The 12,934-nt window shown below is 37.3% G+C and carries 14 protein-coding genes; 13 read left to right on the top strand and 1 reads right to left on the bottom strand.

What is annotated here, in order from left to right:
- Positions 1–20 precede the first annotated feature (20 nt).
- The 13 genes from P9X27_04015 (at position 21) to P9X27_03955 (ending at position 11,734) form a co-directional block, all read left to right on the top strand.
- Entirely contained in the window at positions 21–959 is a 939-nt protein-coding gene (locus P9X27_04015) for an ROK family protein (protein ID MDP8253549.1), read from the top strand.
- A gap of 10 nt (positions 960–969) precedes the next feature.
- Positions 970–1,623, top strand: a complete 654-nt coding sequence (gene fsa / locus P9X27_04010; protein MDP8253548.1) for a fructose-6-phosphate aldolase — start codon at positions 970–972, stop codon at positions 1,621–1,623.
- 26 nt (positions 1,624–1,649) lie between these two features.
- Complete coding sequence (gene lptD / locus P9X27_04005; protein ID MDP8253547.1) at positions 1,650–3,740, top strand: LPS assembly protein LptD; 2,091 nt, start codon at positions 1,650–1,652, stop codon at positions 3,738–3,740.
- A 58-nt stretch (positions 3,741–3,798) separates the two neighbouring features.
- On the top strand, positions 3,799–3,993 hold the full coding sequence (locus P9X27_04000; protein ID MDP8253546.1) for a DUF6485 family protein: 195 nt from the start codon (positions 3,799–3,801) through the stop codon (positions 3,991–3,993).
- A gap of 23 nt (positions 3,994–4,016) precedes the next feature.
- The gene (locus tag P9X27_03995) at positions 4,017–4,424 is read left to right on the top strand and encodes a bifunctional nuclease family protein (protein ID MDP8253545.1); all 408 of its coding nucleotides are present in this window, start codon (positions 4,017–4,019) and stop codon (positions 4,422–4,424) included.
- Between the two features lies 1 nt (position 4,425).
- Positions 4,426–5,175: an FAD-dependent thymidylate synthase gene (thyX, locus tag P9X27_03990; protein ID MDP8253544.1), complete on the top strand. Its 750-nt coding sequence runs from the start codon at positions 4,426–4,428 to the stop codon at positions 5,173–5,175.
- A gap of 2 nt (positions 5,176–5,177) precedes the next feature.
- The gene (locus P9X27_03985; protein MDP8253543.1) at positions 5,178–5,651 is read left to right on the top strand and encodes an NAD(P)H-dependent oxidoreductase; all 474 of its coding nucleotides are present in this window, start codon (positions 5,178–5,180) and stop codon (positions 5,649–5,651) included.
- On the top strand, positions 5,652–6,638 hold the full coding sequence (gene rfaD, locus P9X27_03980; GenBank protein ID MDP8253542.1) for an ADP-glyceromanno-heptose 6-epimerase: 987 nt from the start codon (positions 5,652–5,654) through the stop codon (positions 6,636–6,638).
- A gap of 74 nt (positions 6,639–6,712) precedes the next feature.
- Positions 6,713–6,904, top strand: a complete 192-nt coding sequence (locus P9X27_03975) for a MerR family transcriptional regulator (GenBank protein ID MDP8253541.1) — start codon at positions 6,713–6,715, stop codon at positions 6,902–6,904.
- Between the two features lie 116 nt (positions 6,905–7,020).
- Positions 7,021–7,371, top strand: a complete 351-nt coding sequence (locus P9X27_03970) for a hypothetical protein (GenBank protein ID MDP8253540.1) — start codon at positions 7,021–7,023, stop codon at positions 7,369–7,371.
- Positions 7,368–10,385: a secretin N-terminal domain-containing protein gene (locus P9X27_03965; GenBank protein MDP8253539.1), complete on the top strand. Its 3,018-nt coding sequence runs from the start codon at positions 7,368–7,370 to the stop codon at positions 10,383–10,385. The genes P9X27_03970 and P9X27_03965 overlap by 4 nt, the downstream gene beginning before the upstream one ends.
- The gene (locus tag P9X27_03960) at positions 10,382–10,705 is read left to right on the top strand and encodes a hypothetical protein (protein ID MDP8253538.1); all 324 of its coding nucleotides are present in this window, start codon (positions 10,382–10,384) and stop codon (positions 10,703–10,705) included. Before P9X27_03965 ends, P9X27_03960 begins: the two co-directional genes overlap by 4 nt.
- Positions 10,706–10,735: 30 nt before the next feature.
- Complete coding sequence (locus P9X27_03955) at positions 10,736–11,734, top strand: NAD(P)H-dependent glycerol-3-phosphate dehydrogenase (GenBank protein ID MDP8253537.1); 999 nt, start codon at positions 10,736–10,738, stop codon at positions 11,732–11,734.
- 272 nt (positions 11,735–12,006) lie between these two features.
- On the opposite strand, the gene P9X27_03950 is transcribed toward P9X27_03955, so the two are convergent.
- Positions 12,007–12,846: a hypothetical protein gene (locus P9X27_03950; protein ID MDP8253536.1), complete on the bottom strand. Its 840-nt coding sequence runs from the start codon at positions 12,844–12,846 to the stop codon at positions 12,007–12,009.
- Between the last annotated feature and the right edge of the window lie 88 nt (positions 12,847–12,934).

Here is a 12,934-nt window from a genome sequence, read left to right as displayed (position 1 = left end):
ATCGAGTTACTTTAAAAATTATGAAAAGTTCTTATATGGGAGTGGATATTGGCGGTACTAATTTAAAAATAGGATTATTCGATCGTGAATTGAAGTTCCTAGATTTTAATACATATGCTTTAAACGGAGAGATAACTCCTGGAGATGTAATCTTAATAATCAAAGATCGTTTTGAAGTTTTGTCAAAGAAATATCATATTAAATCTTTAGCTTGCGGATTACCCGGACTTATAGACTACGAGAGAGGCTATATTCATTCTCTTACTAATTTAGTCAACTGGGATGATGTTGATTTTAAAAAGATGTTAGTGGAGGCTGTTGGTGTCCCTATCTTCATTGATAATGATGTTAATCTGGCTGCTCTTGCGGAGTATCACTTTGGCTCCGGCAAGGGTTGCAGCAATATGCTGATGGTTGCTTTAGGTACAGGTGTTGGTGGAGGCTTAATATTAAATGGAGAGGTCTATCGAGGATGTAATAATGCTGTCGCTGAAGTTGGCCACATACAGTTGAGCACTAAAGGTCCTAAGTGCAGTTGCGGTAATAGAGGATGTTTAGAGAGCTATGTTGGTAATAGAAGGTTAATTGGTTATCTTAAGAGGCGACTTAAATATAGTAAGAGTATTTTAAATAAGATAGATTTTACTGAGTTAAAACTCGAAGATGTTACTCGCGCTGCTATTTTAGGGGATAAGTTTTCGATCGAATTTTGGGACTATGCAGCCTCTAAATTGACCCAGGCTTTAGTTGGAGTTGTCAATGTTTTGAACCTGGAGAAGATTGTAATCGGAGGCGGGGTATCTAATGCAGGAGAGAGTCTCTTTAAACCGTTAAGGGGTTACCTTAAAGAGCAAGCTATGGACATTCAGGCAAAGAGTGTTAAAATAGTTAAAGCTCGTTTTAAAGATAGATCCGGGGTTATAGGGGCAGGGCTTTTGGGCAGAGATAATTTAATATAAAGGAGACCAGATGAAATTTTTCTTAGATACTGCAAATATAGATGAGATTAGAGAGGCTTATAGTTGGGGGGTATTGGACGGAGTGACTACCAACCCTACGTTGGTTTCAAAAGAGGGCAGTTCTTTTAATGAGATTGCAGCAGAGATTGTAGGAATTGTATCCGGACCTGTCTCTCTTGAGGTTATAGCTGAGGATTCTAATGGCATGATTAAGGAGGCTAGAGAGCTTAGCCAGTACGGTGAAAATGTTGTTATAAAAGTTCCCCTCACAAAAGAAGGTTTGAAAACCGTAAAGATATTAAATGCTGAGGGTATTAAGTCTAATGCTACGCTCTGTTTCTCTCCTGCTCAGGCATTACTTGCTGCTAAAGCCGGAGCTAACTATGTCAGTCCTTTTATAGGCAGGCTTGATGATATAAGTTCTCATGGGATGGGGCTGGTGGAAGCTATAAAAGATATATATGGTAATTACGATTTCAATACTGAAATAATTGTAGCAAGTGTAAGGCATCCGATACATGTCGTAGAGGCCGCCTTAATAGGTGCCGATATTGTAACCCTACCTTTTAGCGTTTTAAATAAGCTCTTCAATCATCCTCTTACTGATATCGGTATAGAGCGGTTCTTGAAGGATTGGGAAAAAGTTAAGAAAGTTAAAGCCTAATTATTTTTTAAACTGTAGAGATATTTATGTTTTTTAAATCAGAACAGATAGATTCAAAGCAGATTGGTTTTATAGTCACCCTCCTTTTATTGCTGCCGTTTTTAGCGAGGATTGGTTTATCTGATGAGGTCAAGCCAAAGAGTCCAGTGACTGTCAATGGTGATAAGGTTGAGTATGATCCTACGAGGCAGGTTATGGTGGGAGAAGGTAATGTAGAGGTAATATCTAAAGGGATGAAGCTGTATGCAGACAAGATAACTGTCTGGCTTGATGAAGAGAAAGCCCTGGCTCAGGGAGATGTGAAATTTTTAAAAGATGATGCTGTCTTTTATGCCGAGGAGATAAGTTATTCTTTTAAGAACAATGAAGGTAAGATTATAGAGCCGACTTTTAAAGATTACGGACCTTGGTACGGCAAGGGTCTAGAAGCTCAAGAGTATGAGGAGTCTAAATATTTAGTTAAGCAAGCCTATATGACAACATGCGACTTAGAAGATCCTCATTATAAGTTAGAGGCAAAGACGATTAAAATATTTCCTGAAGATAAGATCATTGCAAAACATGTCGTATTCTATGTCCGCAATACTCCTATATTTTATCTGCCTTATTTTAAACAGTCTTTAAAAGATAAGAAGGCTCCTTTTATGATTATACCGGGGAAGAGTGATAAATGGGGCTGGTATCTCCTAGGCTCATATAGGTATTCTCTTGATGATGAGAACGAAGGTCTCCTGAGACTGGATTATCGGGAGAAAAAAGGTATTGCCCACGGTGTGGAACATCAGTATAAGAGTCCTGTCGGAGATGGTGTTGTTAAATATTACTATATGAATGAAAAGGACTCTGCTTATCAAGATAATGATAGGTTTAGAGTAAGCCTTAGGCATAGCTGGAATCCGGACGATAGGACCTCAATATATGCAGAGTATAATAAGATCAGCGATATAGATTTTCTGAAAGATTATTTTGAGAGAGAGCACGACGAGGATTCAGATCCAGAGACCTATCTCTACATGATAAGAAGATATTCTAATGCTAATCTCAGTCTAAACATAAAAAAACGGGCAAATCATTTTTTAACCGAAGTTGAGAGGCTTCCTGAGTTGGGGGTTGATGTCAACGACCTCAGGATTAAGAAGACAAATTATTATTACAGCTCTAATACTTTCTTCTCTAATTTGACAAAAAAATATGCTGACTCAGATATTGATTATGATGTTTGGAGGTTTGACACCTACAATGAGTTAAGCCACGTAAAGAAGTATTTAGGCTTTCTTAATTTTAGTCCTTACCTGGGCGTGAGAGAGACATTCTACTCTAAAAAGGTTAGCGGTAAGGAGCATATCTTAAGAGGAAATCTCTATGCTGGATTCGATAGTTCAATGAGGTTCTATAAAGTTTTCAACCCTGCTTCCGGAAATTTTCTTTTTACACAAGTTGATTCCGTGAGGCATGTTGTTACACCGATATTTAATTATGAGTATATAACCGAGCCTACAATATCCAGAGCAGATCTAATACAGTTTGATGAAGTGGATGAGGTAGAGAGAAAGAGCAGGATAACCCTCACTCTAGAGAATCTGTGGCAGACAAAGTCAGAGGTTGATGAAGATATTAAAAAGAGAGATCTATTTCAGGCTGATATCTCTGCTTATTATGATTGTTCTATTGCTGAGGGAAGCAGGTGGGGTGAAGCTAAATTAGAACTTGATTACAGGCCTGGAGATTGGTTCCGTTTCGAGAATGATTATAATTATGATATAAAATCTGGCAGATTAAATACTGCCAGCTTTGATGTGGTTATAGACAAAGATAGATGGCAGTTATCTTTGGGAGATAGATATGAGAGAGATACATCAGCTCAGTTCACAACTGATTTTAATTATAGAATAAATGAGAAGTGGAAATTCAGGGTCTATCAGAGGTATGAATTCCAAAGCTCATCTTTTGAACGTCAGGAATTTACTATATACAGAGACCTTCACTGCTGGGACGGGAAGCTTTCCTTCATAAACAACAATCTGGATAATGACAAAGCTATATTTGTGGTATTTACCTGTAAGGCTTTCCCTGAACATCCTTTTAGTTTTTCACAGTCTTATAGCGCTGGAGACTAATTAGTCCTCGCTTGACACACATTTTTATAGAGGTTAAAATTCATAAATAGATATTGCTATGGAATGTAAAAAAGATCAGAATATGAAATTCTGTAATTGCAGTTACTCTAGCTGCAGCAAGAAAGGTATCTGCTGTGAATGCATAAAGTATCACAGGGATAGGGGGGAGCTCCCAGCCTGTTATTTTAACAGCAGTGAAGAGAAGACATATGATAGGTCTATTGAGAATTTTATCCGTGATTACAGATCTTAGACATATTATTTAAGGATTTGAATATGAAAGAACTTATAGAGATGGATTTAGTGAGGATTAGGATAGACGAACATCGTGGAGAGCAGGTAATAGTTTTAAAAGAGAAGGACGGCGAGAGACTGCTTCCAATTGTGATAGGTATAATAGAGGCTAGCGCTATAAAGATGAAGGTGAGCGGATTTAACTCGCCTCGACCTCTTACTCATGATCTTTTAAATAATATTATAAGAAGACTTAAAGGAAGGCTGGATAAGATAGTAGTGGAGAGGCTTGAGAACAGCATATTCTATGCCAAGATTATAATAGAACGTGAGGATGGTGAAGTAATAGAGATAGATGCCAGGCCTTCTGACTCAGTAGCCTTGGCTCTTCGGGCTGAGGTCCCAATATTTGCTGAAGATGCTCTCTTGAGACAGATAGAGACAAAGTAGTATGGCAGAATCTAAGCTAAAAGTTAAATTGCTAGCTCAGACACCAGCAGCGCTTAAAGTTATCTATTCAGCTGCCCGTCAATGTTATAGCAGCAATGCTACAGGAGATATCTTTGATGATGTTGAGGATAATGAGAAGATCGAGAACTTTATTGAAAAGATATTAGTCTCAGGTCATGAGAGCCCCTTAGAGCATGCGAGTTTTACTTTTGCGATAGAGGGTATCTCTCGAGTATGTTCGCATCAGCTTGTGAGGCATAGAATGGCTTCTTTTTCTCAGCAGAGTCAGCGCTATGTGAGAGAGCGGGATTTTGATTATATAGTACCTGATTCTATAAAGAGCAATCCTGAGATTAAAAAGATATTTGAAGACTTGCTGTTTGGTATTCAGAGTTCTTACAATAAGATGCTGGATCTCCTTAAAAAGGAGGGGTTATCTGGCGAGGAAGCTAATCAGGATGTGAGGTTTGTTCTTCCCGGAGCTTGTGAGACAAAGATAGTGATCTCAATGAATTTAAGAGAGTTAATACATTTCTTTAAGCTCAGACTGTGTACTCGGGCTCAATGGGAGATAAGAGCTCTTGCTCAAGAGATGCTTAAAATATGCCAAGATAATCTACCCGCCTTATTTAAGGATGTTGATGCCAGATGTGCCTCGTTGGGGTATTGCTCTGAAGGTGAAAAATTTTCTTGCGGCCGCTATTTAACGAAGGACAGTATTTTGACAATCCTTAATCAAAAAGGAGGTTAGAGATGGCGAAAGCTTTAGTTCTCTATTGTTCTAAAACAGGTAATACCGAGAAGATGGCCAAATTAATTGCAGCGGAGTTATCTAAAAGTATGGATTGTGATTTAAGAATCACTTCAGATATAGAAGTGGATCAGCTTTTAAAATATGATGCTATCATTGTGGGCTCTCCGACTTACTACGGCTCTATGGCAGCAGAAGTAAAGCAGGTCTTTGATAGGAGTGTAAAGTTTCATGGCCAGTTGGATGGCAAGGTTGGAGCTGCATTCTCTTCAGCTGCAAATATAGCAGGGGGTAATGAGACGACAGTTTTAGATATCATAAATGCGATGTTAATTCACGGCATGATAGTTCAGGGCGATCCTAAAGGCGACCATTATGGCGTGGTAAGTATTGGCTCTCCAGATAAGAGAGTTGAAGATAACTGCATAAAGTTTGCTTCTAGAATATCTGATCTGGTTAATAGAGTGAGTCATTAGATGAGAGATAAAATAATTGTAACAGGCGGCTGTGGTTTTATCGGCAGCGGAATAGTATGGGCTTTAAACAAAAAAGGGTTAGAAGATATTATTATTGTCGATGAGTTAGGGGAGAATGAGGGGCAGAAGAATTTAGCCAATTTAAAATTCGATGAATTGATCGATAAGAGAGATTTTCTGGCCAGAATTTTAAGTAATAATTTTGGTTCTAGCAATATAGATACTATATTCCATCTTGGCGCTTGCAGTTCTACGACAGAAAAAGACCTAGGTTATTTAATTGAGAACAACTATAACTATAGCAGGGATTTAGCAAGCTTCGCTCTTAGAAACGAAATTAGATTTATATACGCATCATCCGCAGCTACTTATGGCGATGGCTCTTTAGGTTTTAGTGATAACGAAGAGGATCTATTTGGCCTTAAGCCTTTAAACTACTATGGATACTCTAAGCAGTGGTTTGATATCTGGGCAAAACATAATAAAGTTTTGGAAAAAATGGTAGGGCTTAAATATTTTAATGTCTATGGTCCTAATGAATATCATAAGGGCCAGATGAGAAGTTTTATTATTAAGGCTTATGAGCAGATTAAAGAGAGAGGTGAAGTGAGATTGTTTAAATCTTATAAGGATGAAGTTATAGACGGTGAACAGATGAGAGATTTTATTTACCTAAAAGATGCGGTTAAGATGAGTCTTTTTTTCTTTGAGAATAGATATTTGGGAGGTATTTATAATATTGGTACAGGAGAAGCGCACTCTTTCAATCAGCTTGTTGAAGCTGTCTTCAGGGCTTTAAATCTAGAGCCCGATATAAAATATGTTGATATGCCTCAGGAACTAAAAGAACAGTACCAGTATTTTACCCAGGCTGATACCTCAAAGATTAACAGTGCCGGCTATAGCGGGGAATGCTGCGATTTTGATTCGGCAGTGTTAGATTATGTTAAGAATTACCTAGAATCAAAAGCCTACCTTAGTATCTAATTTTTCTCTTGACAAAGCCATTAGGATATATCAAAATATATCAAGTAGTATTAAAACATATTAAGTAGGGACAAATGATTGCTAACGGAGAAAAGAAATTTTACTCAGCAAGAGAGGTTGCCGATTATCTCGGCATATCTAAGCAGACACTATTTAGGTATGAGAATAAGAATTTTTTTCCTAGAGCCAGGCGTAATCCAATAAATAAATGGAGAGAGTATAGTTGGATGGATATGCAAAAATTAGAAAAAATTTTAGGCCGATGATAAAAAATACTTTTTTTGTTTTAATATTTTTACTATTACTGTATTCTTTTAAAGAGGTTCATTCTCAAGAAAAGGAACCAAGATTAAGAAATCCTTTTTTAACATCTGAAGAAGAAATGAAAATACTTGGAATTAAACCTACTCAAGAGAAAGGGCAAAAAATTATTCCTTTAGAGAAGCTCAATCTTTCTGGGATTATATACGGAGAAAAAAAATTAGCTATAATTAACTCTGAGTTTTACAGCGAAGGTGATTTAGTGGGAAACTTTACCGTGAAAAAGATAGGGCCTTTAAGTGTAACCTTAAATACAGAGAGACGTGAATACGAGCTTAAGCTTAGACATGTTTTGGCTGTAGCAAAAGAGCCTAAAGAGGATATGGAAGAAGAAGCCAAAGAGGAAGAGGAGGTTAGCAGGCAAGAATGGACCGATGGTATAATTGAGCAATTGCTTGGAGGGACAGAATGATTAGAAATACAATATGTTTTTTATCTCTACTTTCATTGTTAATACCCCCTTTTATTTTAAATGTTCAGGCAGCCCCTGGATTAATGGATGATGAGGGCGTATCTGATAAGCTTACCAAGAATATAAAGATTGAGCAGAAAGCCGACAATTTATATAACATTGAGTTTAGAAATGCTGACATTAAAGATATTATAAGATATTTTGCCCGTGAGTATGGACTTAATATTATAGCCGATAAAGATGTTGAAGGTGTTGTCACTGCAAGTCTTGGCAATATCACCATAAAGCAGGCCTTAGGTCAGATTCTTGATTCTCAGAATTATACTATGATTGAGATAGATAATGTGATCCGCGTTAAAGCAAAGCCTTCTCTTGTCAAGACTTTTAAGCTTCATAATGTTTCGGCTCAAGATGTTTCAGAGAATACAACTTCTCTCCTTGGCTCTGAAGGTAAGATTGTAATTGATGAGGCAACTAACTCAATTATGGTAACTGATAGCCTTGATAACTTGAATATGATTAAAAGTTTTATTGAAAATGTTGATGTAAAAGGAAGGCAGGTTTTAATAGAGGCAAAGTTTGTCGAGACTACGCTGGATACTTCAAAAAACCTTGGTATAGAATGGGGGACTACGGTAACTGTTAGGGGTGCAGCGAGACCGCATACTTTTCCCTTTAATGTTGTGGATCCTAAGTTTGCTCTTGGTAATGAGGATGCTCAGATTGGTACGGCAGCAGCTTCTAGGACAAATTTGGCCGGTTTTCCTGCGGCTGATAGTGATCTATATACATTTGGAACACTGGATTTTACGCAATTTAAAGCAGTCTTACAAGCTCTGTTGACTGACGGCAATACTAAGGTTATCTCTAATCCTCAAGTTGCAACATTGAACAATAAGCTGGCTACAATGGGTGTTACAACAGAATATCCTCTTCCTACTTATGAAGTTAGTACTGATACTGGAGAACTGACAGTATCTGGCTATGAATATAAAGATATCGGCATTACGCTCAATGTCACTCCTTTTATTGCAAGCGATGATTATATAACGATGACCATAGAGCCGACAGTCGGTACTGTGGGGGCTACTATTAGTGTTGGAGATACTGGATTTGAGCTTCCCATAATAAGTTCTAAGACTGCTACTACAAAAGTTACTATTAAAAATGGCGAGACTATTGTAATAGGCGGGCTTATTAGCACTGAAAAGGTGAAGTCTATGACTAAAGTACCTTTATTGGGTAGCATTCCTCTTTTAGGTAAACTCTTTTCCTATGAAGGGGAAAGTGAATCCAGTTCAGAGCTTCTCATATTTGTTACCCCTCATATTCTCAACCTTGAGGGAGAAGAAGAGATTCAAAAAAAAAGGATAGATGAGCTGTATAGCGATATAGGTAAGTTGATGCTTGATGATGATTATGAATCTATTATCTTAAAAGCTAATGAGATCTTAGAAATAGATGAAGAGGAAGAGAGGGCTAAGGATCTAAGGATAAAAGCGGAAGAGAAGATTAAGCAGAAAGAGATAGAGGAAGCAGAGAAGGTCAAAGAGAGAGATATATACTTGATGTCTCTTTGGAGAGAGGCCAATAGTTTTTATGCGGAGGGAGAATATCAGCAGGCAAAGGATAGATATGCTCGCATATTAGCAGAGGATCCAAGAGATGGGATGGCGGTTGACATGCTTAAAAAGTCTGAAGAGAAGATAGAGCTGCTGAGCGAGAGAGTACCTGCTCTTCTTCTTAGAGCCAAGAAGTCTTTTAAAGAGAGAGAGTATCATCAGGCTTTAGAGGACTATTATGATGTACTTCAGTTAGACCCTGATAATAAAGAAGCAAAAAAGAGCGTAGAAGATATCTATGAGAGCATAAGATCTCTTGAAGAGGAAGAGAAGATTAAAGACGATTTAGTTAAGGCGAAAGCTCTTTATGATGAAGAAAAGTTTCAAAAAGCAAAGATTGTATTGGATGAGTTATTAGAATTAGATTCTGATAATAAAGAGATTCAGAATTATGTTACTTTGACAGCTGGAGCCATAAAACAAGAGCAGGATTTAAAAAATATCTGGGAGGAAGCCAATAGTCTCTATGCTGATAAAGAGTATGAGTCGGCCCAGATAAAATATAACGATATTCTTACAATTGATTCTAACAATAAATCCGCTCGCCAGATGGTCGAAAGGTGTCAGAATGGTATTCAGCGGTATAATAGAAAAGAGGTTGCGGAGCTGCTCTCTGCAGGAAAGAAATATTTAATTAGAGGCGAAAACCAAGAGGCATTGGACTGCTTTACGAAAGTCTTAGAGTTGGATTCTACTAATAAAAAGGCGGAAAAAAATATTTCCAAAATAAAAGATGTTCTTAGATCCAAAGAGGTGCAGCCTTATAAGGCTAAGATAGAAAAAGAGCCGGACTCATTGTATACAAGTGGTGTTAAAAGTTATAATGAGGCTAATTATAATGAAGCTATACATCTTTTTGAGAAGGTTTTAATGGCTGATCCTACTCATGAGAATGCATATCGATACTTAGAGATGGCGTATAAGAGGAAGGGTATAGCCGGGAGTGAAGCTGTAGTAGAGACTGAATTAAAAACAACTGTTGGAGAAGATGCTTTAGGAGAGAAGATCTTAACAGAGAAAGAGATAAGAGGATTATATCAAGAGGCGGTTAGATTATACAAAGATAAGGAGTATGATAAGGCTCTGGATAAATTCGGATTCTTATCTCAATTAGACTCTAAATATCAGAAGATATCCAAAAAAAAGATGGAATCATGCTTGGAGAAGATAAGGGAACCGATCCTTTTAAGTAAAGTTGAAGAAAAATATCAGCTTGGTTTGGATTATTTTAAAAAAGATATTTATGGGAAGAGTATCCAGTTTTTCTTGGAGGTGCTGGATTTAAAACCGAACTATAAGGATGCTAACAAGTATCTTAAATTATCAAGGGATAGACTTCAAATGATGGATTCACTTGGTGATTTTGAGCAGGATTCTATTGAGGATAAATGAATTTTAAAGAGAGCAAGGTTCGCATAGTATTAGAGAAAAATTTTAAAGATGATCCTGTTATTATTATTCGAGGTAGTGCTATAGATGAAAATAATAGTGGAGTTCTGGTGACAGGTAGAATTTTCATGAAGGTTGTCGAGGATGGAAGAATAATTGAGAAGCCCATTGACAATGAGACAAAATTATTATTCACCCCCTTTAAAAGTATGAGGTTTTTGGAGTTTATTATAGTTGGTTCTAAATATGAGGTTCTGCATAAAAAAGTTTTAAAAGAGACCCCTCTTGAATCTTCTCAGATCAATAGAGAAGGGGCATTTTAACAATATCAAATATCAAAAAACATAGAGACGATGAGTGGTATCGGCATATTGGGAGATGGCGGCTGGGGAACGACGGTGGCAATTTTGTTGCAGCAGAAAGGTCATCAAATTACTCTTTGGAGTTATGACGCTGGTCATGCTTTGATTCTAGATAAAGAGAGAGAGAATAAGATGTTTTTCCCCGGAATTAAAATTCCTCAAGAGATAAACATTACTTCAGATTTAAACCTAGCAGTATCAGACAAAGAGATTATAGTTTTGGCCATCCCATCTATATACATAAGAGCTGTTTTGAGTAGGCTCTCTGGGTTTAGGGAGGATGTTATCTTTGTTAGTCTTGCAAAAGGTATAGAACAGGAGAGTTTCAAGCGTGTTTCTGAAATAATCTGCGAGGAATTAGGCAAGGTCAAAATGTCAGTTCTTTCTGGGCCGGCTATAGCATATGAAGTTGCTAGAAGGAGCCCCTCCAGCGTTGTTGTTGCTTCAGAGGATGACTGTGTTGCTAAAATAGTGCAGGAATTATTCTTTACTACTTATTTTAGGGTCTATACGAGTAGTGACATTGTAGGGCTTGAGTTAGGAGGTGCTTTAAAGAATGTTATTGCTATAGCAGCAGGGATATGCGATGGACTTGGATTTGGAGCTAATACAAAAGCAGCCTTGTTGTCTCGCGGGTTGGCAGAGATGGTTAGATTCGGCAAAAGTCAAGGTGCTCTAGCAGAGACCCTGTTTGGTTTAAGCGGATTAGGTGATATGGTAACCACATCGTTTAGCTTAAAGAGCAGGAATAGGACGCTAGGGGAAGAGATAGGTAGGGGCGTTAAGTTAGGCGATGTATTAAAGAGTAAGAATACTGTAGCAGAGGGAATATATACAGTTAAAGCACTACATAGCTTTACCAAAAACAGCAAGATAGAGATGCCTATCGCAGAACAGGTTTATCAAGTGCTTTATAATAATAAAGAGCCCTATGAGGCAGTCTCTGATTTAATGGCCAGAGAAGCAAAGCCAGAGGATTATAGCTGTTGAGATGTGTAGTTTTTAACAGGATTACTTTTGACTCAAAGTTTTAATTATTTTCTTAGAATCATCTCTCATTGCTTTTAATTGAATTAATAGATTGTTTTATTGAATATATACTTTCTCTTGTCTTCAATCAATTCAGCAGTTTACGTAAAATGCCCTTTAAAATCAGTTAGTTAGTGACTCACCTGTATTACCACCTATTACCGTCTATTACCATGTATTGCCACCTATTCTGGACACTTTTTGGGCACAGATTTTTACTTCGCTGAATATTATCAGATATCGGGAAAATAATTTCTTAAGGCTTCACGCTGATACTGGGCAAGAAGAGCGTTAAATTCTACCATTTCAGATTCCGTTACAGCATCACCATCTCCATATCCTCTATAAGCTAATTCAAGAAGCCTGTATTTATCATCCCCCAAAACAGCTTGTAAAGATTGGGCATGTTCTTCTAAGAACTGTGCTGTCTTAGCTGAATTATTAGGACAACTTCTGCCATCGAAATCTATTCTTGTCCATAATATTGATCCAGCCACTATAACATTATGATCAGCATTATCATCATCTACTAAATCATAGTGCATATCGAATCCAGCTAAATCCATATGGTAAGAAAAAAGAGGCCACTCATCCAAGCGTTGGGCATCCCCATCTTCGAACCATTCAAAACCTTCATATCCTTCAGCGTAAATATGATAGTAGCCTTTTTTATTATCTGTTTCAAAAGTAGCTAATGGAGGGCTAATGTGCGGATGTGTATATCTACCGCTACTTACACAATAATCATCCAGGAGTTTTATGAATAGATGTTTGTAAAAAGTCATGAATCCGGAATCGTTTCTATAGATTTTGAAAACCTCATTCTCTCCAATAGTTTGCCCCCTTAAAGTGCTTATGGCGCCTATACGACGCCAGGGGTTAGGCTCAGGTATCCAATCGTAGCCTGACCACTCATCAACTGCAGCCACTAATTCCTCGGCTGTTAGGAGAGGAAATGTGACATCTCTCTGTCTTCTTAGAATATTGGAGTTAAAATCAGGTGTTCCAAAAAGAATATGAACCTGAAATAATATTAAAATAAAGATTACTAATTTTCTTAAGTTACTAAACATGTTTTTTCTTCCCCTTAGTTATAAATATAACATATTTTAATTATGCAAACAAATTTAGGGAGAATTTTGTAGAGATATCAGAGGTTTC

Origin of the sequence: Candidatus Kaelpia aquatica (genome assembly GCA_030765335.1) — a bacterium.
Taxonomy (GTDB): domain Bacteria; phylum Omnitrophota; class Gorgyraeia; order Kaelpiales; family Kaelpiaceae; genus Kaelpia; species Kaelpia aquatica.
Note: the sequence above shows the minus strand (reverse complement) of the source record. Positions and strands in the feature narration are given on the sequence as shown.